Raw genomic sequence first — 24489 nt, 5'->3', positions numbered from 1 at the left:
TTCCCCTGGACGCCAGACTGCGCCACGGGCCGGAAAGGCCATAGGGTTCGGTCATGAAGGTCGGCCTGCTCACCCGGGAGTACCCGCCGGAGGTCTACGGCGGGGCCGGGGTTCACGTGGAGTTCCTCGCCCGGGAGTTGCGGCCGCTGGTCGATCTCGACGTGCACTGCTGGGGCGCGGACCGCCCCGGCGCCACCGGGCACACCGATCCGCACGGTTACCGGCAGCCCGCGTTCACGACCATGGACATCGCCGTGTCCATGGCGAACGCGCTCGAAGGCCACGACCTCGCGCACAGCCACACCTGGTACGCGAACCTGGCCGGGCACCTGGCGAAGATGACGCACGGCATCCCGCACGTCGTCACCGCGCACTCGCTGGAACCGCTGCGGCCGTGGAAGGCCGAACAGCTCGGCGGCGGCTACCGCGTCTCGTCGTGGATCGAACGCGAGGCCTACGAAAGTGCGGACGCGATCGTCGCCGTCAGCGGCGGCATGCGCCGGGACGTGCTCGACGCCTACCCGGCCGTGCCGCCCGAGCGCGTTCACGTGATCCACAACGGCATCGACACCACGCTCTACCGCCCCGACCCCGGCACCGAAGCGCTGGCGAAGCACGGCATCGACCCCGACCGGCCGTACGTGCTGTTCGTCGGCCGGATCACGCGCCAGAAGGGCGTGCCGCACCTGGTGCGGGCCGGCGCGGCGCTCGACCCCGGCACCCAGCTGGTGCTGTGCGCGGGCGGCGCCGACACCCCCGAGCTCGACGCGGAGTTCCGCGGGCTGGTCGCCGACCTCGAGAAGACGCGCACCGGCGTCCGCTGGATCCCGGAGATGCTGCCGCGCGGCGAGGTCGTCCAGCTGCTCACCCACGCCGCGGTGTTCGCCTGCCCGTCGGTCTACGAGCCGCTCGGGATCGTCAACCTGGAGGCCGCGGCGTGCGGCACGGCCGTGGTCGCCAGCGACGTCGGCGGGATCCCCGAAGTCGTCGACGACGGCCGGACCGGCCTGCTGGTGCACTACGACGAAGCGGATCCCGCGGGGTACGAAGCGGCACTGGGCGCGGCGCTGAACGAGCTGGTGGGCGACCCGGACCGGGCCGCCGCGATGGGTAGGGCCGGCCGCGAGCGCGCGGTCGGCGAGTTCGGCTGGAAGGCGATCGCCGAGCGGACGGTCGCCCTCTACGAAGCGTGCGGGAGGTCTTCGTGAACAGTGGAGCCGACGTCCTGGGCATCGTGCTCGCGGGCGGCGAGGGCAAGCGCCTGATGCCGCTCACCGCCGACCGGGCCAAGCCCGCGGTGCCGTTCGGCGGCGTGCACCGGCTGGTCGACTTCGTGCTGTCGAACATGGTGCACGGCGGGTTCCGGCGGCTGTGCGTGCTGACGCAGTACAAGTCGCACTCGCTCGACCGGCACATCTCGACCACCTGGCGGCTGTCGTCGCTGACCGGCGAGTACGTCACGCCGGTGCCGGCGCAGCAGCGGCTGGGCCCGCGCTGGTACCAGGGCAGCGCCGACGCGATCCACCAGAGCCTCAACCTGGTCTACGACGAGGACCCCGAGTACATCGCGGTGTTCGGCGCCGACAACATCTACCGGATGGACCCGCGCCAGATGCTGGAGGCGCACGTCGCCTCCGGCGCCGGCGTCACGGTCGCGGGGATCCGGGTGCCGCGGGCCGAGGCGAGCTCGTTCGGCGTCATCCGGACCACCGACGGCCTGATGATCGACGCGTTCATGGAGAAGCCCGACGACCCGCCGGGCCTGCCGGACTCCCCCGAAGAGTCGTACGTGTCGATGGGCAACTACATCTTCACCACCAAGGTGATGCTGGAGGCGCTGCACGCCGACGCCGAGAACGCCGCGTCCCACCACGACATGGGCCGGGACATCATCCCGGCCCTCGTCAAGTCGGGCAAGGCCGCGGTCTACGACTTCAACGGCAACGTCGTGCCCGGCGAGACCGAACGCGACCACGGCTACTGGCGCGACGTCGGGACGATCGACAGCTACTACGACGCGCACACCGACCTCATCTCGACGCACCCGATCTTCAACCTCTACAACCGCAAGTGGCCGATCCTGGCCCACCCGGGCCAGCGCGCGGCGGCGAAGTTCGTCGAGGGCGGCTCGGCGAACCAGTCGATCGTCAGCAACGGCTGCATCATCTCGGGCGCGCAGGTGGTCGACTCGGTGCTGTCGCCGGACGTGCTCGTCGAGCAGGGCGCGGTGGTCCAGGGCTCGGTGCTGCTGGACGGCGCCCGGGTCGGCCGCGGCGCGGTCGTGCGGCGGGCCATCCTGGACAAGAACGTCGTCGTGCCGCCGGGGGCGCACATCGGCGTCGACCTGGCCCGCGACCGCGGGCACTACCACGTCAGCGAGGGCGGGATCGTGGTGCTCGGCAAGGGCGAACGCGCGATCTGACCGGCCCGCTCACCACAGCGGTGGCGGGTGTCAGGAGCGGGTGGCGGCGGAGATGCGCTCGACGACCTGGCGCGGGTCGATGCCCCAGCGCTCGGCCAGCTCCGAGATCGTGGCTCCCGCCGCGTACTCGGCGGCGATCATGCTGTTCACGACCCCGGCCACGTTCCACTCCTCACCCGCAGATGCACGTGCACCCGAGATGCTACAGGTTCCACGCGAACGTCGAACAAAGTGCCACACGTCAGCGGTGCAGGCCCCAGGCCGCGAACCCGCACGCGACCGCCGCCGCCAGGAACACCACCGCCAGAGCCGCCGCCCACAGCACGTCCATCGTGGCCGCGAGGTACGCCTGGACCACCGAGACCAGCGCATACGTCACGGCCAGGCCGCGCCACGCCCGCCCGGGGCGCCCAAAACGATTCACCGCCCTGATTTGTCCGGCTCCTTCGGCGGATTCTGCGTATTCGACCGGGCGCGCGCCGCACTGAACACCGCGTCGAAGATCGGTGTCGGTTCCCCGTCGTCGCGCCTCGGCTCGTCCCCCTGGCCGCGCTTTTCCTCTCCCACGCGCCCAGTTTCTGCGACGGCGGCCGTTTTCGCTCGGGCAACACGGAAAATCGCCCGGCCGGGGGATCACCCGCGCGGCGCGCGTTTTCCGCCGTTTCCCCCACATCCGAATATGCGACCCGCACACGCTGCGGATTTACCCTCTGCTCATTTCCGGTGGCGGGAATAACCCGGGGGTGACGCGGGATTGCACCGGACATGAAAGCAGTCGTCTACCGCCGCCACGGCGGCCCCGAGGTGCTGACCCTGTCCGAGCGGGCCGCCGCGGACCCCGGACCCGGCGAAGTCCGCGTCCGCGTCGTCGTGTCCGCGGTCAACCCCACCGACTGGAAAGCGCGGCGCGGCCGCGGCGTCGCGGCCGGCACCGAGGCGCCCGACACCGTGCCCAACCAGGACGGCGCGGGTGTCGTCGACGCCGTGGGCCCGGACGTCACCGGCTTCTCCCCCGGCGACCGCGTGTGGCTGGTCCTCGCCGGCACCCACGCGCCCGCGGCCGGCACCGCGCAGGAGTTCACCGTGCTGCCGGCCGGGAAGCTGGTCCGCCTGCCCGGCGCCGTCGGGTTCGACGACGGCGCCGGGTTCGGCGTCCCGGGCCTGACCGCGCACCGGGCCCTCACCGTCGCCGAAGACGGGCCCGGCCGGCTCGCCGCCGGCGCGCTGGCGGGCAAGACCGTGCTGGTCAGCGGCGGCGCGGGCGCGGTCGGCAACGCCACCATCCAGCTGGGCCGCTGGGCCGGTGCCACGGTGATCGCGACCGTCAGCAGCGACGAAAAGGCGGCCCTCGCCCGGGCGGCCGGCGCCCAGCACGTGCTGCGCTATCCCGACCCGGAGCTCGCCACCCGGATCCGCGAGGTCGCCCCGGACGGCGTCGACGTGATCGTCGAGGTCGCGGCCGGGGTCAACGCCGCACTGCACCCCGAGGTCCTGCGCCCGCGCGGCACGGTCGCGCTCTACGGCGACGACCGCGGCACCGGGACCGTCAACCTCGACTTCGGCGCGAACCTGTGGCTCAACGCGCGGTACCAGTTCCTCGTCCTCTACACCGTCGGGGACGACAAGCTCCGCGCCGGTGCGGAGGACATCACCGCGGCGATGGCCGACGGCGCGCTGCGGCTGGGCGAAGACCGCGGGGTGCCGGTCCACCGCTTCGCCCTCGAAGACACCGCGAAGGCCCACATCGCGTCGGAAGAAAGCGTGACCGGGAAGGTGCTGATCGACGTCACTCCGGCGGGGTGACCAGCGCCTGAAGGAGTTCGCCGAGCCCGACGCCGTCGTCGTCGCGGTACGCGCGCCAGCGCCCGAACAGCTCTCGCACGGCGACGAGCAGGGCCGGGGACAGCCCGGCGTCGGCGCAGGCTTCGGCGATCTCCGCCATCTCGCCTTCCCACCGCCACGCGCGCTGCCCGGCGGAGACGATCCCGCCGGGTGCGCCGAACGGCGTGCCCGGCAGCACGTCGGCGGCGAGCTCCCGCAGCTCGCCGCCGACGCCGTGGCGTTCCGCGAGCGCGTGGGACTGCGCGGCGAGCGCGAAGGTCAGCTTGTTGTAGGAAGCGAAGGCGAGCTTGAGCGCCGACGCCTGGCCGACGGGACCGTCCAGCACGACCGGCGTCAGGTTGCCGGCCGCGAAGAGACTCTCGACATGCGCGACGGCGGCCGTGGGCCCGGACAGGTACAGCCGGGTGGTCCCGGCCGAGCGCGGCGGCGGCCCGACGATCCCGCCGTCGACGACGGTCGCCGCGGCCAGGATCCGCTCGACCTCCCCGGCGTGCCGGGGGCTGATGGCGTTCGCGTCGAGGTAGACGCCGGCGAACCCGGTCGCGGCGACGCTCCGGGCGACGTCGAGCGCGGCCGCCGGCGGGCAGACGCTCAGGATCACGTCGCACCCGGCCAGCCCGGCGACGTCGGGGACCTCGGCGAGCCCGGCGGCTTCCGCCCGGCGTCGCGTCGCGGGCCCGCGACCGGCGCAGACCCAGGAGGTCGGGGTGCCGGCGGCGGTGAGGACGGCGCCGACCGCGGCGCCCATCGCCCCGGGGTGCAGCAGTCCGGTAGTGGTGGCCACGGTGGCTCCTTTCACGGGGACCGCCATGATCGCGCAGAGCGTCTCCGCGGCCGAGCACCCCCGTCGTGGGAAATTACCCAACCCCGCGTTTCCGAGAGAAAATCCGGGAAATCTTGACGGTCATTTTCTCCGCCTATCGAGGGACTTCTGCTCACCAAACGTTTACCTTTCCCCGCGAACAGATCGACTGAATAGCCGAATCGAGTGAACCGTCGCCAACCCCGATGGCGATCAAGACACCGGCGGTTTACGGTCGGCCTGCCTGCCTGAACCCACCACGAGAGGTCGAGCGGATCCGTGACCACGGACAACCTGCTGACTTGCGAACTGTCCGCACTGCCCCGGGCGTCGGTCGTCCACCCGTCCGGGAAGCTGACCACCCGCACCTACCCGCAGCTGCGGGACTTCCTCCTGAAGTGCGCGGCGGACCAGCCACCGGCGGTCGTCGTCGACCTCGACGCCCTGGAGATCACGGACGACTACCTCGTCAGCGTCTTCGTCGCCGCCTGGATGCGCATCTCGCAGTGGTCGACGGTGCCCCTGGCCGTGGTCCCCGGGCCGGCGCACGAAGCCCTGTTCCGGACCACGCCGGCCCGGCCGTTCCTCCGGCTGTACCCGAGCGTGGCCGAAGCACTCGACAACCTCGGCACCCCGGCGCCCCGGCACCGCACCGAGCTGTGGCTGCCGCCGTCCGGCCTGAGCGTTCTCGCGGCCGAGCGGTTCGTCGCCGACACCTGCGACAACTGGCGGATCGGCGAGCTCGGCGCAGACGCGGTCGCCGTGGCCGGGAAGCTCGTCGCGAGCGCCGCCGAGCGCACCACCTCGCCGGCCCGGCTGCGGCTGGAGCTGTGGGACGGCAACCTCACGGTCGCGGTCGCCGACGACGACCCCCGGCCCGTCCGGCTGCCCCGCCCGCGGCGGCCCGACAGCCCGGCGAACGGCCTCGACGTCGTCGTCCGGCTGGCGCGGAAGTGCGGCTGCACGCACACGCAGTCGGGCGGCAAGGTGGTGTGGGCGGTGCTCGCCGTCCCGCCGGGGAACTAGCCGGCCGCGGTGATCCGCAGCCCGCGGCGCAGCGCCTCGATCTCGTCGGCCAGCATCCGCCGGGAGATCGCCGCCGTCTCCACCATCCCCGAGCCGTGGAACGTGCCCGGGTAGTGCCGCAGCTCGGTCGCGACGCCGGCGTGGGCCAGGCGCTGCGCGTACCGGATTCCCTCGTCCCGCAACGGGTCGAACTGGCACGTCGTCACGAACGCGGGCGGCAGCCCGGCCAGGTCGGCGGCCCGGGCCGGGGCCGCGTAGGGCGAAACGTCCTCGCCGCCCGGCTCGGCGCCGAGGTAGCTGGTCCAGCTGTAGATCGCGTTGGGCCGGTTCCACAGCGGCGTGTCCGTGTACGCGCGCATGGACGCGGTGTCCAGGCGGTCGTCCAGCTCCGGGATGCCGAGGTACTGGAAGCAGAGCGCCGGGCCGCCGCAGTCGCGGGCCAGCAGCGCCACCGCCGCCGAGAGCCCGCCGCCCGCGCTTTCGCCGCCGACGGCCAGCCGGGCCGGGTCGATGCCCAGCTCCGGCGCCTTGGCCTCGACCCACTTGAGGGCCGCGTAGCAGTCCTCGACCGGCGCCGGGAACGGGTGCTCGGGCGCCAGCCGGTAGTCCACCGACACGATCACGATCCCGAGCTCGTCGACCAGGCGCAACAGCTGGGCGTGGAACATGGCCAGGTCGCCGAGGACGAACCCGCCGCCGTGGATGTAGAGCAGGCCGGGCACCGCGCCGGTGCGGTTCGCGGGGCCGTACACGCGCACCGGGACGTCCGGGGCGTCGGACGGGCCGGGCACCGCGGTGTCCCGGACGTCGACCGGGTTCACCGGCTCGTACGCCGGCAAGAGGTCGCCCAGCTCCCCCATCGAGGAGCGCGCGGCGAGCAGGGCGTCGTAGTCGGTCAGCGTCACGGACGGCAGCATGTCCAGCCAGGGCAGCAGCTCGGGATCGATCGCGTAGGTCATGCCCCGATCTTCGGCCGCTCGACCCGGCCCGGGCCACCGCCACGCGGCGGGTGTTCCCGCGCCGGACCTCGCCATCCGGCGGCGAGCGCGCCTATCGTGACGGCATGAAGGGGCTGCTGCTGCGGCTGTCCGGGCTCGACGCCGACGCCGAAAACGCCGTGCGGGTGATCGGGTTCTTCGACCGCCTGATCACCGGCCGCGCCGGCCTGGACGCGCTGGTGCGCAGCACGGCCGAGCTCGCCGGCTGCCCGGTCGGCGTGCACGCCCCCGGTCAGGGCCTGTCGCTGCGCGCGGACGCGAGCGGAGACGTCACGACGCCGGGGACGCCGCCGCCCGGAGCCGCCACGCGTGCGCTCGAAGGCGGCGTCGAGGTGTGGGTGGCGCGGGACGGCGCGCCGATCCCGCTCGACGACATGCTGCTGGAGCGGTTCGCGATCGCCGCCGCGATCCTGCTGGAGCACACCGGCGTGCCCCGGCCGGAGCTCGGCGACCCCGCGCTGATCGAGCTGGTGCTCTCCGAAGACGTCGGCACGGCCGAGCGGTCGCGGGCGTTGCACCTGCTCGGCATCGGCCCGGCGGCCCGGCTGCGCGTGCTCGCGGGCACCGGTGTCGACGGGCTCGCCGGGCGGTCGGCCCAGCTGGGCGGCGTGCGCGCCGTGCTGACCGGCGCGGCACCCGGGCCGCTGCCGGACGGCGGCCGGGCGGGCATCGGCCCGGAGGTGCCCGCCCTCGACGTCGCCCGCTCGTGGGCCGCGGCCCGGACGGCGTTGCGCTTCACCTCGGCGGCCGAGCCGGTCGTCTGGTGGGACCGGCTCGGGAGCCTCGCCCCGCTCGCCGGCAAGCTCGCCGAAGCGGACTTCGCCGAGCTGGCCGACGTCCGGGCCCTCGACCGGCTGGCGGCCGAAGTCCACGGCGACGACACGCTTTCCGCGCTCGACGCGTTGTGCGCGACCGGCTCGGCCCGCAAGGCCGCGGCGGTCCTGCACCGCCACCACAGCACGATGCCGGCCCGCCTGGCCCGCGCCGAAGCCGTCCTCGGGTTCGAGGTCGACTCCCCCGCGGGCCGGTTCCGGCTGCACCTCGCGCTGATGCTACGGCGGCTGCGGGACAACGCCGGCCTCAGCTGACCGTCCTCTGTGGACTGCCCAGCAGGTCCCGCGCCGCCGCCGGCCATTCGGGGTGCGCGAAGACGAACCCCGCCTCCAGCAGCCGTCCCGGGACCACGCGACGGCTCTTCAGCAGCAGCTCGGTGTCGCTGCGCAGCGCGAACGCCCCGATCCGCGCCATCCACTTCGTCGCCGGGAGCCCGAACGGGACCCCCGCGGCCGCCCGCAGCGCACGCAGGAAGTCCCGGTACGGCACCGGTTCCGGGGCCGCCAGGTTCACCGGCCCGCTCAGGTCGTCGCGCGCGACGAGGAAGTCGAGCGCGCGGACCAGGTCGGCTTCGTGGATCCACGACAGGTACTGGCCGCCGCCCGCGACCGGGCCGCCGAGGCCCAGCCGGGTCAGCCGCAGCAGCATCTCGAACGCGCCGCCGGGCTCCCGGCTCATCACCATCGCCGTCCGCAGCGCGACCTTGCGGGTGCGCGGGGTGTCCGCCTTCTCCTGCTCGCGCTCCCACGCCCGGGCAAGGTCGACGCTGAAGGCCCAGTACCCGGGCACGCCCGGTTCGCCGCCGCCGAGGACGCCGGTGGTCTCGTCGTTCGCCGCGTCGTGGCGGTGCGCGTAGATCGTGGCCGTGCTCATCTGCAGCCAGACGCGCGGCGGCCGCGCGGCCCGCTCGATCGCGCCGCCGACGACGCGCGCCGAGTCCACCCGCGAGTTCCACATCTCACGCAGGTTCGCGCGGGTGTAGCGGCAGTTCACCGACCGGCCGGCCAGGTTGAGCACGACGTCGCAGCCGTCGAGTTCGCCCGTCCACGGCCCGGCCGCGCGCCCGTCCCAGCGGACGTGCCGGACGCCCGGCTCCGGTGCGACGTCCCGCCGGGTGAGCACGACGACCTCGTCGCCGCGTCCGGCCAGCCGGCGGCTCAGCACCCGCCCGAGGTGCCCGGTGCCCCCGGGGATGACGACCTTCATGAAGTCCCCCTTCACGGTCCGCCCCAGGCCACCGTACCGAAGGAGTTGAACACGTTCAAATATGGCGGGACGCGCCGACGAGGTCGAGCAGTGTCCGCAGGGCCCGGCTCGGCGGCTTCGCCCCCGACGTGACGACGTTGAGCGGCCAGTCCAGCCCGGATCCCGCGAGCGGCAGCACGACGACGTCCGGCTCGTCCGGCGACGGCGTGTCCGGGACGACCGCGACGCCCAGCCCGGCGCGCACGTAGCCCGGCACCGTGCGCAGGTCCGCGACCTCGACGGTGACCCGGCGGGGCGACCCGAGCGCGTCGTAGGCGCGGTCCATCGCGACGCGGTTGCCGAACCCGCGCGGCGTGTCGATGAACGACTCGCCGGCGAGGTCCGCGAGCCGCACGGCCTTCCGCGCCGCCAGCGGATGGGTCCGCGGCAGCAGCACGACGAACGGCCTCGTCTCGACCCGCAGGACGGCCAGCCCGGCGAGATCGGTCTCGGGCAGGCCCACCACGGCGAGGTCGAGGCGGCCTTGCCGGACCTCTTCGGCGAGCCCGGTCGAGCCGGTGATCGACACCGTGACGTGGATGTCCACGCGGGGGTGGCGGCGGTGGAACGCCCCGAGCAGCTCGGGCAGGTCGATGCCGCCGATCGACGTCAGCGTGCCGATCCGCAGGCTGCCGCGCAGGCCCTCGGCCGCCTCCTGGACGGTCGCCCGGGCGCGTTCCAGTGCCTCGATCGCGCTCTTCGCCTCGGGCAGGAACGCCTCGCCGGCCGCCGAAAGCGCGACCCGGCGGGTGGACCGGTCGAACAGCCGGGTCCCCAGCTCGGTCTCCAGCGCCCGGACGGCGGCGGACACCGTCGACTGCACCGCGAACAGCCGCTGGGCGGCCCGGGTGAAGCTGAGCTCCTCGGCCACGGCGACGAAGTACTCGAGCCGGCGCGTCTCCATTCATCGATCTTAGCGATAACTAGGACCAGGACTTTTCGTTGGACTTGCTGAGTCGGCGGGGACATCGTGGAGTGCGGAAGATCCCTGGAAACCCCGGAAGGTCCCGATGTCCGTCACCCTGTCCCCGGCCCGGCTCCGCGTGAGCCACGGCCTCGGGTTCCGCGTCGTCGCGGTCGCGTTCGCGACAGCGCTCGCGTTCTCCACCGTCCCGACCCCGCTCTACGCGCTTTACCAGCAGCGGGACGGGTTTCCGGCGTTCCTCGTCACGGTCGTCTTCGCCGCGTACGCGGTCGGGGTGATGCTGAGCCTGTACCTCGCGGGGCACGTCAGCGACTGGCTGGGCCGCCGCCGCGTGCTCGTCGCGGGGCTGCTGGCCGAGGCGTTGTCCGCCGCGGTGTTCCTGCTCTGGCCGGAGGTTCCCGGCCTGATCGTCGCGCGGCTGGTCAGCGGCGCCGGGATCGGCGCGATCACCGCGACGGCCACCGCGCACCTGTCCGAGCTGCGCCCGCAGCCGCGCCCGGGCCTCGTCGCGACGGTCGTCAACGCGGGCGGTCTCGCGCTGGGCCCGCTCGTGGGTGCGGTGTTCGCGCAGTTCGCCGGGCGCCCGCTGAGCACTCCGTTCGCGGTGTTCCTGGTGGTGCTGCTGCTCGAGGCGATCGCCGTGAGCCTGGTGCCGGAGACCGTCGAACGCCGCGAAGAGCGGCCCGCGTACCGGCCGCAGCGGCTGTCCCTGCCGGCGGCCGCCCGGTCCGAGTTCACCGGCGCCGCGATCGGCGTGTTCGCCGCGTTCGCGCTCAGCGGCCTGTTCATGGCGCTCGCCCCGACGCTGCTGGCGCACGAGCTGCACGAGCCGTCGCGGCTGCTCGCCGGGCTCGCACCGTTCACCATGCTCGGCAGCGCCGCGCTCGCCCAGGTGGCGTTCGCGCGACTCGGCACCCGCCCCCAGCTGCGGTCCGGGTACACGCTGATGGGCACGGGCCTGGTGCTGCTGGCGGTGTCGGCGTTCACGGGTTCGCTGCCGCTGTTCTTCGGCGCGAGCGTGCTGGCCGGAGCCGGCTTCGGGCTCGGTTTCCGCGCCGCGGTCGGCACGGTGGCCGCCCTCGCGGACGACCTCACCCGCGGCGAGGTCCTGGCCGCCTTGTTCCTGGCCGCCTACGCGGGTCTGGTGGTGCCCGTGCTGCTGATCGGTCTCGCGATGCTCGTGGCGTCCGGTTCGGTGGTCCTGGCCGGGTTCGCCGTCCTGGAGCTGGCCCTGCTCGGCTGGTCGGCGCGCCGGACCCTCGGGCGGGCCTAGAGTCGTCGCATGACCGCCGCGCCGATCGTCACCGGGGTGGACGGGTCGGCCGAGTCGCTCGACGCCGTCCGCTGGGCCGCGCGCACCGCCGGGCTGCGGGGCGCACCGCTCGAAATCGTGCACGCGCTCGACATCCCGGCGCTGCTCGCCGGCGGCGTCGTGCCGCCACCCGACGAGATGGTCGACGCCCTCCGCGCGCGGGGCCGGCGAGCCCTGCGCACGGCCGCGGAACTCGCGGCCGCGCAAGGGGTTCCCGGGGCGTCGACCCGGCTCGACCCCGACCGGGCCGCGCAGACGCTGATCGAGGCGTCCCGGTCGGCCGCGCTGCTGGTCGTCGGGTCGGCCGGGCACGGCAGGCTCACCAGCCTGCTGGCCGGGTCCGTGGCCGCCGCCGTCGGGACGCACGCGCACTGCGACACCGCCGTCGTGCGCGGGGACAGCTGGGACGAGCCCGGGGCCGCCGAGCGCCCGGTCGTCACCGGCATCGACGGCAGCGAAGCCGGCGCCCGGGTCCTCGCCGCCGCGCTCGCCGAAGCCCGCGCGCGCCACGCTTCGCTCGTCGTGCTGCACGCCTGGGCCGACACCCCGCCGCCGCGGCAGGACCCGCGCTGCGTCACCGAAGCCGGGCAGCGGCTGCTCGGCGAGCGGCTGCTCGACCAGGAGACCGGCGACGTCGCGCTCGAGCAGGTCGTCGTCCACGCCCACCCGCGGCGCGAGCTCATCGAGCGCAGCGGCGCGGCCCAGCTGGTCGTCCTCGGCGACCGCGGCCGCGGCGGTTTCCCCGGGCTGCTGCTGGGCTCGACCGGCCAGGCCCTCCTGCACCAAGCGGCGTGCCCGGTCCTGCTCGTGCGGACCGCCGGCTGAGGGAAGCGGAACGGAAGCGGGACCCGGCAGGATGGCGGGAACCGAGACGGAGGAACGGATGAAGACTGCGGTGCGGGCGGGGCTCGTCGCGATGCTGGCCACGGTCCTGGCGGCCCCGGCCCAGGCGGCGACGGTCAAGCAGGTGACGAGCACCTGCCACTCCGGCGGCTTCGCCGGGACGTTCACGCTGCGGTACGAAACCTCCGGCGGCTACCACCGGCCGCTGAGCGCGATCACGACGGCGGGCCCGTACATCGGCGACGTCGGCACCCAGCTGCTGCGGATCTCCTACTTCGACGGCATCACGACGCACACGATCTACAGCCGCGTCAGCCCGGCGACGAACGGTGAGCACAGCCAGACCCTGCCCGACGGCCTGGCGATCCCGGCCACCGCCCGCGGAACGGCGTCCATGAAGTTCGACAACGGCACGGCGTCCTGCGTCGCGACGGTGCCGATCAGCTAGCCGGCTCCACCGCCGCGCGCAGGATCGCCTGCGCCGACCCCGCCAGCACGGCCGCCGCCGCGGCGTCCTCGACCGTCGGCGACTCACCCCCGCGTGAGCAGGTCGTGGGCGGCCATGACCGGAGATCCGGCCGAAACCAACCCCGAGCTGTACCGGGTGGTCCTGGAGAACGAGCGGGTGCGGGTCCTCGAGTACCGGGACGGCCCCGGCGACCGGACCGCGCCGCACCGGCACCCCGACACTGTCATGGTCACGCTGAGCGCGTTCAGCCGCCGCATCTCCGCCAGCGGAGATGAGGTCCGCGTCGACCTGCCCGCCGGCGCGGTGCGCTGGGTGGCGGCGCAGGAACACTCGGGCGAGAACGTCGGGACCACGCCGACGCACTCGTTCTTCGTCGAACTGAAGGAACCCGGCACGACGGCCGCGGGCACCGCCCTGGGCCCCGCCGAAGCGTGAGCCCGGGGCGGCGCCCTCCGGTCAGCAGTTGTACGTCTGGATCGTCTTGAAGATGTCGACCGCGCCGAACAGCGACGGGTCGTAGGTGAAGTGCCGGGTCCAGAAGTACCGCGGCGGCGGGTTCCCGTCGTTCATCACCGGGCTGTCGAACGTGCCCTCGTGGAACAGCTTCGTGCCGGCAGTGGTCTTGAAGTCGAAGTCCGCGTGCCAGACGTCACCGGAGTGCGTCTGGAACGTCAGCGTCGTCGCGCTCCAGTCCCCCGTGCCGTCCGACCGGATCACCATGGTGCCGTTGTCCTGCTCGCAGTCGCCCTTGTGCAGCTGGCCCCAAGTAGCACTTTTCACCGACACCGCGGCCGGTGCCGCGGCGTCCGCCGCCGGTGCGGCCGCGAGCACCGCGGCACCCGCCCCCGCGACGGCGAAAACCCCGGCCAGGCCCCGAATCGTGCGTTTCATGGATGTCCTCCCGAACAACCGATGGCTGCGGACTCCTCCGGTCCGCGGCTGCCGAGCCTGGCAGCTCCCGTCGACAGACCGTCGACACTTCGTCGACGCCACTTTTCCGTCCTGTCGACGTATCTCGCGGCCCCCGGCCGGCTCTTGTACGCCAGAGCGCGGACGCGTCCGCGGCGAAGGGGCGGGGATGGCCGGGAACACCACCGACGGAGTGGACCTCGGAGTGCTGGGACCGTTCGAGGTCCGGATCGGCGGAGCACCGCGGGACGTCGGCGGGCCCCGCCTGCGCGCCCTCCTCGCGGTGCTCGCCGCGGAAGCCGGCCGCGTCGTGAGCGTTCGCGCGCTCGGCCGCGCGCTGTGGGGCGAGCAGCCGCCCGAGCACGCGGACCGGACCGTGCGGACGTACCTCTCGCGGCTGCGCGGCACCGTGGACCCGCGGCTGATCCTGACCCGCTCGCCGGGGTACGTGCTGCACCTGGCCCCGGAAGCACTCGACGCGGCGCGGTTCGAGCAGCTCGCCGTCGAGGGGCGGCGGGCGCTCGCGGCGGGTGAGCCCGGTGCCGCGCGCCGGCACCTGTCCGCCGCGCTGGCGTTGTGGCGCGGCAGCGCGTACGAGGAGTTCGACGGCGTCGAAGCCCTGCGTGCCGAAGGGATGCGGCTGGAACGGTTGCGCCACAACGCCGTCCAGGACCGGATCGACGCCGATCTCGCGACCGGCGAGGACATCGGGCTGATCGCGGAGCTGGAGTCGCTGACCGCGGCGTTCCCCGGGCACGAACGCCTGTGGGCGCAGCTGATGACGGCGCTCTACCGCGCCGGGCGCCAGGGTGACGCGCTGGAGGCGTTCCGCCGGGCCCGGCACGGGCTGATCACCGCGTCCGGGGTGGAACCGTCACCCGTGCTGACCCAGGTGCACCGGCAGGTCCTCGCCCACGACCCGGGGCTGCTCGCGGTCCGGCCCGGGATCGTGGCGACCGTCCCGGACGACGCCCTCGCCGCCGGGGAGCACGCCCTGCTCGAGGACGGCGACCTGCGGACCAGCCGGGAGCACTTCGAAACCGCCTACCGCCGCGCCGAGCAGGCCGGGGACGTCGACGCGATGGCCCGCGCGGCACTCGGTCTCGGCGGGGTGTGGGTGCACGAACACCGGACGGCCGCCGCGTCGGCGTCGCTGCTCACCCGGCTGCGGCTCGCCCTGGACCGGCTGGATCCGGCGGCCCCGCTCGCCCGCCGCCTCCAGGCCCGGCTCGCGGGCGAAGAGGACTACCAGGACGGGAAGTCCGGCCGGATCCTCGCCGTGGTCGCCCGGACCCGCGCCGAAGACGACCCGGTCGCGCACGCCGAAGCGCTGAGCCTGGCCCACCACTGCCTGCTCGGCCCGGACCACACGGCGCTGCGGCACTCGCTCGCGACCGAACTGGTCGGGGTCAGCGGCAGGTCCGGGCGGCGGACGGACCTCGTGATGGGCGTGGTGTGGGAAACCGTCGACCTCTTCCTGGCCGGCGACCCGCACGCGGAACGGCGGCTCGGCGAACTCGAAGACCTGCTGGCGGAACGAAAACACCTCGCGGCCGGGTTCGTCGCCGACGCGGTGAAGGTCATGCTCGCGATCCGCGCGGGCCGCTTCCGCGAGGCCGAGGAGGGCGCGCAGGCGTGCGCGGAGCTCGGGCAGGCGGCGGGCGACCTGGACGCGCTCGGCTGGTACGGCGCGCAGCTGGTGGCGATCCGCTGGTTCCAGGGCCGGCTCGGCGACCTGGTGCCGGTGCTGGACGGGCTGATGCACTCCCCCACGCTCAGCGCGATCGACAACTCGTACTACGCGGCGCTGGCCGTGGCGGCGGCCTCCGCCGGCGACCGCCGGACCGCGGCGGGCGCGCTGGCCCGCCTGTGCGGCGGCGACCTGGGCGCGCTGCCGCGGTCGAGCACGTGGCTGATTTCCCTGTGCGGCGCCGCGGAAACCGCTTACCTGCTGGACGACACGGAGACGGCGGCGCGGGTCTCGGAGCTGCTGCGCCCGTTCGGCCACCTGCCGGCGATGGCGAGCCTCGCGATCGCCTGCTTCGGCTCGGTCCACTACCCGCTGGGCACGGCGGCCCTGACCACGGGCGACCTCGACCGGGCGGTGGCCCACCTGCGAGCGGCGGTGCAGCACAACCTGGCCCTGGCCCACTGGCCGGCCGTGGTGTTCTCCCGCCGTCGCCACGCCGAAGCACTGGACCGCCGCGGCGACAGCGGGGACGCGGTGGCCGCGCACCGCGAGCGCGAGGCGGCGGCCGAGGAGGCCCGGACCTTCAGCGCGCGCTGAAGACGTGGCGCGTGAGGAACGGGTTCCGGAACTTGCCCGCCGGGTCGAGTTTCCCCGCCAGCGCACCGAAATCGTCCTGTCGCGGGTAGTGCCCCGCCGCCGTGTGGAAGAGCTTGCCCCAGTGCGGGCGGGCGCCGAACGGGGCCAGCCGTTCCTCGAGAACGGGCAGCACGGCTTCGACCTCGGCCTGCCGCGGCTGCCAGGTGAAGTGCAGCGCGACGCGGTCGCCACCGTGGCACGGGCTCAGCCACAACCGGTCGCCCGCGATCGCGCGGATCTCCGACACCAGCAGCACCGGCGCGAGGACGTCGCCGATCTCCCGGACCGCCTTCAGCGCGGCGACCGCGTCCCGGTACGGCACGAAGTACTCCGACTGCAGCTCGTCGCCGACGCTCGGGGTGAAGGCGAGCGCGAAGTGCGGCAGCCGCTCGTGCCACGGACCCGGAACGCCCTGCTGCGGTGTGCAGTTGCCGGCCGCGATCCCGGCGGCGTGGGCCGGGTGCCGCGGCCCGTCGGCCGGCACCGCGCCGAACACCTCGCTCCGTTCGGTGAAGGCGTAGACCCGGCTCTTGATCCAGACCTGGTCGATCGTGGCGTTGACCCAGTTCGTGAACATGCTGACGCTGTAGCCGGCGTTTTCGATCTCGTCGAAGTGCTCGAACGCGGCCTCCCACGGCAGGCCGTCGAAGACGTCTTGGCGGACGTCGAAGGTGGGCACGAGGTCGAGCGTCAAGCGCGTGACGACGCCGAAGGCGCCGAGACCGACGACCAGCCCCGGGAATTCGTCGTGCGCGCGCGTGAACGTCCGCAGCTCGCCGTTCGCGGTGACCAGCTCCACCGCCGAGACGGCCGAGGCGAGCCCGGGCTGCCGCCGGCCGGAACCGTGGGTGCCGGTCGCGACGCTGCCGGCCACCGTGATGTGCGGCAGCGAAGCCAGGTTCGGCAGCGCGAACCCGGCTTCGTGCAGCTGGGCGGCGAAGTCGCCGTAGCGCGCGGACCCGCTCACCGTCACGGTGCCGTCGCCGATCTCGACCGGGACGTCCAGGGCGCTCAGGTCCAGCAGGACGCCGCCGGGCGCGTCCGCGATGTCGGTGAAGCAGTGCCGGCTGCCCAGCGCCTTGACGTGCGGGGCGGCGACCACGGCGGCGCGCACCTCGTCGAGGGTCCGCGGGGTGATCACCGCGTCCGCCGCGTAGGTGTGGTTGCCCGCCCAGTTCGACTCGCTCACCCCACGACCCTACCCAGCCGCCGATCGGGACCGGCTCAGCGCGCGGGGATGATCGCCTGGTGGGTGCCGCCGAGGCCGTGCGGGCTGAGCAGCCGGCCCATCCGCTTCGGCATCCGCACCGTGATCGCGCGGTCGAGCACCCGCGCGCCGGGCGCGACGGCCGCCAGCCGCGTCTCGTAGCCCGTGCAGCCGGCCGGTTCCCGCAGCCACGCCGACACCACGAGGTTGCCCTCCCCCACGACCGCGGCCGCAAGGCGGGTCTCGGGCAGGTGCGCGATCGCCGTGCCCGCGCGGTCCAGGTCCCCGGCGGCGACGTCGAGGCGGTAGCCCGCGATCACCGGCCAGCCCGCCGGGACGTGCGCGAGGTCGCAGCGGAAGTCCAGCTCGTGGTTGCGCAGCATCCGCGCGAGCGTGCGCCGCACCGCCGACTCGCTCATCCGGCAGTCTCGGGCCAGTTCGGCGTAGCTGCGCCGCCCGTCCTCGCCGAGGGACTCGACCAGCGCGCGCAGGTCCCGGTCGTTCCACTGCTGCGGGACGACCAGCCGGGCCTGCACGGCCGTCTCGTCCAGCACCGCGCGCTGCTCGGGGGCCAGCGCGTTCACCAGCCAGCCACTGCCCTCGCGGTAGACCCGCGTCGCGACGGCGAACCGGACCTCGCGCACCCCCGGCAGGGCGCCGAGCCGGCCGGTGACCAGCCCGTCCAGGGCGTCGAGGTCACGGGCGGCCAGGCTCAGGAACAGCGAGAACCGGCTGGTCGTGCGCTCGACGCTGAACACCGACGGCCAGCCGCACAGCTCCCGCGTCAGGTCGGCCAGCGCGTCCGGGCGGCACGCGAGGTCGACGTAGCCGACCGTGGTCGTCGGGGCCGTGGCGTACGCGGTGAGCCAGGCCAGCCCGGCGGCCTGCAGCCGGTCCCAGCGGCGGGCGGCCGTGGTCGCGTCGGTGCCGACGGCGGCGGCGATCCGCGTCCACGGCGCCCGGGGATCGCGCTGCAGTGCCTCGACCAGCGCGAGGTCCGAGCCGCTCAGCCGCGCCGGTTCCGGCTGCGCGGGGCAAGGTTCGGGCATGGCGCATTGTGCCCCGATCATGATCACCTGCCAAGGGGCCGCCGGACGCGCCGGCGGCCCCCGCCGTCCTACTGCCGGCGCAGCCGTGGCGCCACGACCGCCCCCGCGACCAGCACGAGCGCGCCGCCGAGCACGAACGGCAGCACCGGGACGCCGTCCGAGCCGGCGGCCGGGACCGCCCGCTCGCGGCCGCCATAGCCGCCGCCCGCGCCGTCGCGGTCGTAGGCCGAGCCCGGCAGCTTGTCCGCGTACCGCTGGTGCAGCGCCGCGCGGTAGTCCGCCAGCGTCAGCTTCGTGCCCGCGGCCAGGCCGGTGACCGAGCCGTCCAGCACCGTGACGGCTTCGCCGTGCACCGCGTACCAGGCGTTGACCTGCGGCTCGTGCAGGAGGTAGCCGCCGGCCGCGGCCTGGGCGTACTTCTGCTCGTAGTCGCCGGACGCGACGTTGACGACGGTCCAGGCCGGGCCCTGGCGCTCGGCCCAGACCGTGGCGGTGGTGCCGTCGCCGGTGCGGGCCGGCACCGCGACGTAGGCGAGCGCGGCCGGGACGTCCGACGTCCCGGCGACGAAGGCGGCCGTCGGTTCGTAGACGGCGACCTGGGTGCGCGCGTCCGCGTTCGCCCGCGACGCCGCGGCCGCCGCGTGGGCGCCCGGGAACCGGGTCGTCGTCAGGCGGTCGAGGGTGGCCTGACCACCGGCGACCTGGCCGATCGCGGCGGTGTCGGCCGCGGTCCGGGTGCCGGCGGGCCCGGTCGCCGCGCCGGCGGCGCCGGCCGTGGTGAGCATCGCGGCGCCGGCCAGCACGGCCGCGCCCATCGCCTTCTTCAGCACGCTCATCCCTCGATCCCGTACAGCGTGTGGGTCCACTGGAACTGGTTGTTGGAGCGGTAGGTGTCGTAGTTCATCGAGTTGTAGCGGCTGTTGTCCGGCCACGGATCGCCGTATTCGACGCGGGTGGCGCCGCCGGAGTTGTCGTACCCGTACAGGACGTGCATGTGGCCGCCGCCCGAGCGCCAGCCGATGCGGGTGCCGATCGGCTGCCCCGCGTCGATCTGGTTCTTGATGGTCGTGAAGGAAAGCACCTGCCCGTTCGAGTTGTACGACCCGATGTTCGAGAAGCCGAGATAGCGGAAAACCCGCTGCTGGTCGGACAGGTAGCCCTGGTTGTCGGCGCAGTCGCTGCCCGATTCGTTGTGCGCGATCTGGCAGAACCGGGTTTGGGAAAGCGTGTGTCCCCAGTAGTCGGCGATCGTGTTTCCGCTGGCGTCCCAGCACCACTGGTCCTTCTGCTGGGCCTGCATGCTGATGCCGAGATCGGTCCGGGCGGCGGCCGCGGCGGCGGGTGCCTGCACCGCGACGACGAGGGCCGCGGCGGCCGAAACCGCGGCGAGTCCACGAAGGACTCCTGAAGTGGTTTTCACGAAGTGGTCCTCCAGTCGGTGACGATTCGACGTGGTGGCGAGAAATACTCCGCGCACGCCCGGTGTCCCGGTACCTACTAAGGGAGGATCACGTTGGGAGGGAACGGTTTCCGGCGGATCCCGGCATTTCCCGGGTGCCGGATTCCGGCATCGGCTCCGGCCCGCCGGACGGATTCCGGCGGGCCGGCGCCGGCGGGTCAGCCGATCGTCGTGGTGCCGAGGGTGGCGTCCTGGCCCGGCGGGTCGAGTGTGAGGTCGACGTCGAACTCGCCGAGACTGCTGTCGGTGGCGACGTGGGTGGTCGCCGCGGAGCCGACGCTGCTGGTCGCTTCGCCGGCCGGGGTGCCCGCCGGGACGGTGAAGTCGACCTGGCCCTGCGCGGTGAACTTCAGGCTGCCTTCGGCCGGGACGGGCGTCTCCGGGATCGGCAGCTCGACCGGGATCGCGACCGACTGGCCGCCGATCGCGACGTTCACCTCGGACTTGATCGTGCCCGAGACCTTCGTGGCGCCGACCAGGCGCAGGCCGTCCCCGGCCGCCTGCCCGGCGTCGACGTCCAGGCTGAACGGCACCGAAACCGGCGTGCCCGCGGTCGCGGTCGCCGGGATGTCGGCCTTCACGACGACGGTCACCTGCTGGTCGCCGATGAGCGGGAAGCCGCCTTTGTAGGTGAGCGTTTTCTCGGCCGCCGCGGCCGGTCCCGCGGAAACGACGGCCACCACGCCCGCCAGCAGCGCGGCGAGCCCGGTTCCGAGGAATCGCCTTTTCCGCACCAGGGTTTCCGTCATGTCGGTTCCTTTCGTCGTCGAACGGCGATTCGGATGCTAGGCGGAAAGTTCCCAACCGGCCAATACGCATTTCCGTGAGCCGGGAATTTGTCATGCGACTCGACGTGACGCGCTTTGTTTTTTGTCACGCGGTGGTTCGCGCGTGACAGTTTCCGGCGTTCCGGCACTCACGCGCGTCAGCATCACGAGAGCGCGGGTGTAGGGCCCGCGTAGCGGCCACGCTCGCCGCCGCCCCGACCTCGTCGCAGGCGATCGCGTGGTCTCACGGCTGGGCCGGACAGCGCACGACGAAAGTCGCGTTTTGGATCAACCGACTATCGGCGGGTTTCGGAGATTCACCCACAGCAGTGACGGTGGGTGCGTACTTCACCACACGTCACCGCGCGGCTCCGGTCCGCGGATGGAGGTTGATCCCAAAGTGCGTATCGCGCGAACCGGCGTCCTCGTCTCGGGCGTTTTGTTCTCGGCCCTCGCGGCCGCGGCACCGTCGCTGGCCGCCCAGCCGGCCATCATCGACGGCAGCACCGCGGACTCGCTCCACTCGGCCGCCCGGATGTTCGCGGGTGGTCAGGAAATCTGCTCGGCGACGATCATCGCGCCGGACTGGATCCTCACCGCGCGCCACTGCACGCAGGGCGCGGACGGCAAGCCGATCAGCTTCCACGTCGGCGACCTGGACCAGACCAAGGGCACCACGGTCAACGCCACGTCCGTGCACGAGTCGCCGGACGCCGACATCTCGCTGGTGCAGATCGACCAGCAGGTCCAGACCGACTACGCGCCGCTGGGCAGCGAGGGCGACGTCAAGGTCGGCGACCAGGCCGAGGTCTACGGCTGGGGGGCGACCTGCACCGACAAGCCGGAGATCGAGTGCCAGTCGCAGCTGCTCAAGGTGGCCAAGGTCAGCGTCACCTCGATCGACTGCCCGGACGGCGCGGCCGGCACCTCGGTGTGCGCGAACCGCGGCGACGGCATCACCGCGGGCGGCGACTCGGGCGGCCCGATGTACGCGAACGGCAAGCAGGTCGGCGTCGCCTCCACCAGCGACCGCCAGTCCTACACCGCCTACATCAACGTCACGAAGTACCGCGACTGGATCTCCTCCACCGCGGGTGTCTGAGCCACCACCCGGGAGCGCCCGTCGCGTCCACTGTGGACGTGGCGGGCGCTCTCGCGTGGCCGTCGCCCCGGCGGACGGATAGCATCCGGAACTCGTGGGTGAAGTCTGGGAAGCACTGGCCCTGGCCGGGTCGATGACCTGGGAGATCCTCTGGGCGCTGATCCTCGGGTTCCTGCTGAGCGCCGTCGTGCAGGCGGTCGTGCGGAAGTCGACGATCGTGCGGCTGCTGGGCGACGACCGGCCGCGCACCCTCGCCGTGGCGTCGCTGCTGGGCGCCGCGTCGTCGTCCTGCTCGTACGCCGCGGTCGCGCTGGCGCGGTCGCTGTTCCGGCGGGGCGCGCACTTCACCGCCGCGATGGCGTTCGAGATCGGCTCGACGAACCTGGTCGTCGAGCTGGGGATCATCCTCGCGCTGCTGATGGGCTGGCAGTTCACCGCGGCCGAGTTCGTCGGCGGGCCGATCATGATCGTGCTGCTCGCGGTGCTGTTCCGGATCTTCGTCCGCCGGCACTTGCTGGAGAAGGCCCGTGAACAGGCCGACAAGGGTGTCGCGGGCTCGATGGAGGGCCACGCGGCGATGGACATGTCCGTCCAGGGCCCGGGGACGTTCACGCGGCGGCTGTTCTCCGCCGACGGCTTCACCGCGGTGGCGCACGTGTTCGTCATGGAGTGGGCGGCGATCCTGCGCGACCTGGTGATCGGGCTGCTGATCGCGGGCGCGGTCGGCGCGTGGGTGCCGCGGGAGTGGTGGCAGGCGCTGTTCTTCACCGGCCACCCGGTGGCGTCGGCGGTCTGGGGTCCGCTCATCGGCCCGGTCGTCGCGATCCTCGCGTTCGTCTGCTCGATCGGGAACGTGCCGCTGGCGGCGGTGCTGTGGAACGGTGGCATCAGCTTCGGCGGTGTGGTCGCATTCCTCTTCGCGGACCTGCTGATCCTCCCGATCCTGAACATCTACCGGAAGTACTACGGCGCCCGCATGACCCTGGTGCTGCTCGGCACGTTCTACGCGGCGATGGTGGGCGCGGGGTACGTCGTCGAGCTGCTGTTCGGCGCGACGGGCCTGATCCCGGCCACGCGGTCGGCGACGGTCATGCACGAGGGCATCTCGTGGAACTACACGACGTGGCTCGACCTCGCGTTCCTGCTGCTGGCGGCGGCACTGGTGACGCGGTTCTTCCGCACCGGCGGCGCCGGGATGCTCCGGATGATGGGCGGCTCCCCCGGCTGACCGGCGGGTTTGCGTTCCCGGCCAGAGTGAGTGTACAGTCACTCACATGACGAAGCGCGGTGCCACCCTCTCCACCTCCGACGCCCGGCGGGACGTCGTGGTCGACGCGGCCATCGCCGAGTTCGCCCGCGGCGGCTACCACAGCACGCCGATCAGCGCGGTGGCCACGAAGGCCGACATCTCCCCCGCCTACGTCTTCAAGTTGTTCCCCAGCAAGGTTTCCCTGTTCGTCGCCGCGCTCGACCGGTGCTTCGAGCTCGTGGCCCACGCGCTCTCCAACGGCGCCGCGCGGGCCGACGGCGAGGCCCCCGAGAAGATCCTCTACGAGATGGGCGGCGCCTACGCCGAACTGATCGCCGACCGGAACCTGCTCATGCTGCAGGTGCACGCCCAGTCCGCGGCCGACACCCCCGAGATCGCCGACGCCGTGCGTCGCGGCCTCGAGAAGGTCACCGAGCTCGCCCGGTCCCGCTCCGGCGCGCCGGACGACCAGGTGCAGCGCTTCATCGCCTACGGCCAGCTCTGCCACCTGATCGCCACCCTCGACCTCGACGACCACGCCGGCGACTGGGCGGCCGTGCTGTCGGCCGGCATCCGCCACCCCGGCAAGAACTGAGCCCCACCCGAAGTCCGTTTTTCACGCCCGATGAGTGATTGACCAGTCACTCACGACCGGAAGGAACCGTCATGACCACCACCGAAATCGTCCTCCCCGGCCTCGTCGAGCCCGAGGGCCTGCGGGTCGAGCACCGCGAGATCCCGCGGCCCGGCGCCGGCGAGGCCCTGGTCCGCGTCGAGGCGAGCGGCGTCTCCTTCGCCGAGCAGCAGATGCGCCGCGGCAAGTACTACGACCAGCCGGCCTTCCCCTTCGTGCCCGGGTACGACGTGGTCGGCACGGTGCTCGAAGCCGAGGACCCCGCGCTCGTCGGGCGCCGCGTCGCCGCGATGACCAAGATCGGCGGCTGGACCAGCCATCTCGTCCTGCCCGCCGCCGACCTCGTCCCGGTCCCGGCCGGCCTGGACGCCGCCGAAGCCGAGACGTTCGTGGTCAACGGCATCACGGCGTGGCAGATGCTGCACCGGATCGCGAAGGTGAAGACCGGCGCGACGATCCTCGTCCACGGCGCGAGCGGCGGCGTCGGCACGACGCTCGTCCAGCTCGCCCGGGCCGCGGGCATCACCGTCATCGGCACCGCGTCGGCGCGCAACGAGAACGTCGTGACCGCGCTCGGCGCGACCCACGTCGACTACCGCGGCGACATCCCGGCGCAGGTCCGCGCGCTGGCGCCGCGGGGCGTCGACGCCGTGTTCGACCACGTCGGCGGGCCCGGCGTCGTCGACTCGTTCCGGCTGCTCGCCCCCGGCGGAACGCTGGTCGCCTACGGCAGCGCGGCCACGAAGGACGACCCGGGCAACTCGCGGCTGCCGGTGCTGAAGCTGTTCGCGCGGCTGCTGTGGTGGAACGTGCTGCCGAACCGCCGCCACGCGCACTTCTTCAACGTCTGGGGCGGCAAGCGGAACCTCGACCGCTTCCGCGCGAAGCTCGCCGAAGACCTGACGGCCGTCTTCGACCTCGCCGTCGCCGGCACCCTGCAGGCCCAGGTCGCCGCGCGCATCCCGCTCACCGAAGCCGCGAAGGCGTTGACCCTGGCCGAATCCGGCACGGTCACCGGCAAGGTCGTGCTCGTCCCCTGAACGCACCGAAGGCCACCACGGCGGACGTG

26 protein-coding genes are annotated in these 24489 nt (G+C 73.4%); 14 read left to right on the top strand and 12 right to left on the bottom strand.

Features of this window, described 5'->3' with window-relative positions:
- Window positions 1-53: 53 nt before the first annotated feature.
- Both glgA and glgC read left to right on the top strand, forming a co-directional pair.
- Window positions 54-1208, top strand: coding sequence for a glycogen synthase (glgA, locus tag ACWEN0_RS29590; protein WP_451980588.1), 1155 nt, complete (start codon window positions 54-56; stop codon window positions 1206-1208).
- Window positions 1205-2422 (top strand): glucose-1-phosphate adenylyltransferase, encoded by a 1218-nt coding sequence (gene glgC, locus ACWEN0_RS29585; RefSeq protein WP_451980585.1) that lies wholly within the window; start codon window positions 1205-1207, stop codon window positions 2420-2422. Before glgA ends, glgC begins: the two co-directional genes overlap by 4 nt.
- A gap of 30 nt (window positions 2423-2452) precedes the next feature.
- Here the strand turns inward: glgC and ACWEN0_RS29580 are convergent, their stop codons facing one another.
- Complete coding sequence (locus ACWEN0_RS29580; RefSeq protein WP_264086319.1) at window positions 2453-2584, bottom strand: hypothetical protein; 132 nt, start codon at window positions 2582-2584, stop codon at window positions 2453-2455.
- Window positions 2585-2663: 79 nt separating this feature from the next.
- Window positions 2664-2801, bottom strand: a complete 138-nt coding sequence (locus tag ACWEN0_RS29575) for a hypothetical protein (RefSeq protein WP_451980582.1) — start codon at window positions 2799-2801, stop codon at window positions 2664-2666.
- A gap of 386 nt (window positions 2802-3187) precedes the next feature.
- Here ACWEN0_RS29575 and ACWEN0_RS29570 point away from each other — a divergent pair, with 386 nt between their 5' ends.
- Entirely contained in the window at window positions 3188-4225 is a 1038-nt protein-coding gene (locus ACWEN0_RS29570; RefSeq protein ID WP_451980579.1) for an NADPH:quinone reductase, read from the top strand.
- On the opposite strand, the gene ACWEN0_RS29565 is transcribed toward ACWEN0_RS29570, so the two are convergent.
- A complete protein-coding gene (locus tag ACWEN0_RS29565) occupies window positions 4209-5048 on the bottom strand; it encodes a DUF1932 domain-containing protein (RefSeq protein ID WP_451980576.1) in 840 nt (279 codons plus the stop codon). The genes ACWEN0_RS29570 and ACWEN0_RS29565 overlap by 17 nt on opposite strands.
- A gap of 297 nt (window positions 5049-5345) precedes the next feature.
- Here ACWEN0_RS29565 and ACWEN0_RS29560 point away from each other — a divergent pair, with 297 nt between their 5' ends.
- Window positions 5346-6092 (top strand): STAS domain-containing protein, encoded by a 747-nt coding sequence (locus ACWEN0_RS29560; RefSeq protein WP_451980573.1) that lies wholly within the window; start codon window positions 5346-5348, stop codon window positions 6090-6092.
- Here the strand turns inward: ACWEN0_RS29560 and ACWEN0_RS29555 are convergent.
- Window positions 6089-7051, bottom strand: a complete 963-nt coding sequence (locus ACWEN0_RS29555; RefSeq protein WP_451980570.1) for an alpha/beta hydrolase — start codon at window positions 7049-7051, stop codon at window positions 6089-6091. The two genes, ACWEN0_RS29560 and ACWEN0_RS29555, sit on opposite strands and share 4 nt — an antisense overlap.
- A 104-nt stretch (window positions 7052-7155) precedes the next feature.
- On the opposite strand from ACWEN0_RS29555, the gene ACWEN0_RS29550 reads away from it, so the two are divergent.
- Window positions 7156-8178 carry a helix-turn-helix domain-containing protein gene (locus tag ACWEN0_RS29550; RefSeq protein ID WP_451980567.1) on the top strand — a complete coding sequence of 341 codons (1023 nt, stop codon included), beginning with the start codon at window positions 7156-7158 and terminating at the stop codon, window positions 8176-8178.
- Here ACWEN0_RS29550 and ACWEN0_RS29545 read toward each other — a convergent pair.
- Window positions 8171-9130, bottom strand: coding sequence for a TIGR01777 family oxidoreductase (locus tag ACWEN0_RS29545; RefSeq protein WP_451980564.1), 960 nt, complete (start codon window positions 9128-9130; stop codon window positions 8171-8173). The two genes, ACWEN0_RS29550 and ACWEN0_RS29545, sit on opposite strands and share 8 nt — an antisense overlap.
- Before the next feature lie 55 nt (window positions 9131-9185).
- A complete protein-coding gene (locus ACWEN0_RS29540) occupies window positions 9186-10073 on the bottom strand; it encodes a LysR family transcriptional regulator (protein ID WP_451980561.1) in 888 nt (295 codons plus the stop codon).
- 106 nt (window positions 10074-10179) lie between these two features.
- Here ACWEN0_RS29540 and ACWEN0_RS29535 point away from each other — a divergent pair, with 106 nt between their 5' ends.
- The 4 genes from ACWEN0_RS29535 to ACWEN0_RS29520 all read left to right on the top strand — a co-directional run bounded on the left by ACWEN0_RS29535 (window position 10180) and on the right by ACWEN0_RS29520 (window position 13153).
- On the top strand, window positions 10180-11367 hold the full coding sequence (locus ACWEN0_RS29535) for an MFS transporter (RefSeq protein ID WP_451980558.1): 1188 nt from the start codon (window positions 10180-10182) through the stop codon (window positions 11365-11367).
- Window positions 11368-11376: 9 nt separating this feature from the next.
- Window positions 11377-12231 (top strand): universal stress protein, encoded by an 855-nt coding sequence (locus ACWEN0_RS29530; protein ID WP_451980555.1) that lies wholly within the window; start codon window positions 11377-11379, stop codon window positions 12229-12231.
- A gap of 58 nt (window positions 12232-12289) precedes the next feature.
- Complete coding sequence (locus tag ACWEN0_RS29525) at window positions 12290-12697, top strand: hypothetical protein (RefSeq protein WP_451980552.1); 408 nt, start codon at window positions 12290-12292, stop codon at window positions 12695-12697.
- A 114-nt stretch (window positions 12698-12811) separates the two neighbouring features.
- Window positions 12812-13153, top strand: coding sequence for a cytoplasmic protein (locus tag ACWEN0_RS29520; protein WP_451980549.1), 342 nt, complete (start codon window positions 12812-12814; stop codon window positions 13151-13153).
- 21 nt (window positions 13154-13174) lie between these two features.
- Here ACWEN0_RS29520 and ACWEN0_RS29515 read toward each other — a convergent pair whose 3' ends face one another.
- Window positions 13175-13609, bottom strand: a complete 435-nt coding sequence (locus ACWEN0_RS29515) for a DUF6294 family protein (RefSeq protein ID WP_451980546.1) — start codon at window positions 13607-13609, stop codon at window positions 13175-13177.
- A gap of 187 nt (window positions 13610-13796) precedes the next feature.
- Between ACWEN0_RS29515 and ACWEN0_RS29510 the strand changes: the two genes are divergently transcribed.
- Window positions 13797-15914 carry a BTAD domain-containing putative transcriptional regulator gene (locus ACWEN0_RS29510; RefSeq protein WP_451980543.1) on the top strand — a complete coding sequence of 706 codons (2118 nt, stop codon included), beginning with the start codon at window positions 13797-13799 and terminating at the stop codon, window positions 15912-15914.
- On the opposite strand, the gene ACWEN0_RS29505 is transcribed toward ACWEN0_RS29510, so the two are convergent.
- The 5 genes from ACWEN0_RS29505 to ACWEN0_RS29485 form a co-directional block, all read right to left on the bottom strand.
- Window positions 15901-17142, bottom strand: coding sequence for an FAD-binding protein (locus ACWEN0_RS29505; RefSeq protein ID WP_451980540.1), 1242 nt, complete (start codon window positions 17140-17142; stop codon window positions 15901-15903). The genes ACWEN0_RS29510 and ACWEN0_RS29505 overlap by 14 nt on opposite strands.
- A gap of 35 nt (window positions 17143-17177) precedes the next feature.
- Window positions 17178-18209, bottom strand: coding sequence for an Lrp/AsnC family transcriptional regulator (locus ACWEN0_RS29500; RefSeq protein ID WP_451980538.1), 1032 nt, complete (start codon window positions 18207-18209; stop codon window positions 17178-17180).
- 68 nt (window positions 18210-18277) lie between these two features.
- Entirely contained in the window at window positions 18278-19045 is a 768-nt protein-coding gene (locus ACWEN0_RS29495; RefSeq protein WP_451980535.1) for a hypothetical protein, read from the bottom strand.
- Window positions 19042-19629: a papain-like cysteine protease family protein gene (locus tag ACWEN0_RS29490; protein WP_451980532.1), complete on the bottom strand. Its 588-nt coding sequence runs from the start codon at window positions 19627-19629 to the stop codon at window positions 19042-19044. The genes ACWEN0_RS29495 and ACWEN0_RS29490 overlap by 4 nt, the downstream gene beginning before the upstream one ends.
- Window positions 19630-19826: 197 nt before the next feature.
- The gene (locus tag ACWEN0_RS29485; RefSeq protein WP_451980529.1) at window positions 19827-20417 is read right to left on the bottom strand and encodes a DUF6801 domain-containing protein; all 591 of its coding nucleotides are present in this window, start codon (window positions 20415-20417) and stop codon (window positions 19827-19829) included.
- Between the two features lie 418 nt (window positions 20418-20835).
- On the opposite strand from ACWEN0_RS29485, the gene ACWEN0_RS29480 reads away from it, so the two are divergent.
- The 4 genes from ACWEN0_RS29480 to ACWEN0_RS29465 all read left to right on the top strand — a co-directional run bounded on the left by ACWEN0_RS29480 (window position 20836) and on the right by ACWEN0_RS29465 (window position 24460).
- The gene (locus tag ACWEN0_RS29480) at window positions 20836-21537 is read left to right on the top strand and encodes a S1 family peptidase (protein WP_451980526.1); all 702 of its coding nucleotides are present in this window, start codon (window positions 20836-20838) and stop codon (window positions 21535-21537) included.
- Window positions 21538-21631: 94 nt separating this feature from the next.
- Window positions 21632-22765, top strand: coding sequence for a permease (locus ACWEN0_RS29475; RefSeq protein ID WP_451980523.1), 1134 nt, complete (start codon window positions 21632-21634; stop codon window positions 22763-22765).
- A gap of 46 nt (window positions 22766-22811) precedes the next feature.
- A complete protein-coding gene (locus ACWEN0_RS29470) occupies window positions 22812-23381 on the top strand; it encodes a TetR/AcrR family transcriptional regulator (RefSeq protein ID WP_451980520.1) in 570 nt (189 codons plus the stop codon).
- 71 nt (window positions 23382-23452) lie between these two features.
- On the top strand, window positions 23453-24460 hold the full coding sequence (locus tag ACWEN0_RS29465) for a medium chain dehydrogenase/reductase family protein (RefSeq protein WP_451980517.1): 1008 nt from the start codon (window positions 23453-23455) through the stop codon (window positions 24458-24460).
- The last annotated feature ends 29 nt before the right edge of the window (window positions 24461-24489 follow it).

Source organism: Amycolatopsis sp. NPDC004378 (assembly GCF_053602455.1).
Note: the sequence above shows the minus strand (reverse complement) of the source record. Positions and strands in the feature narration are given on the sequence as shown.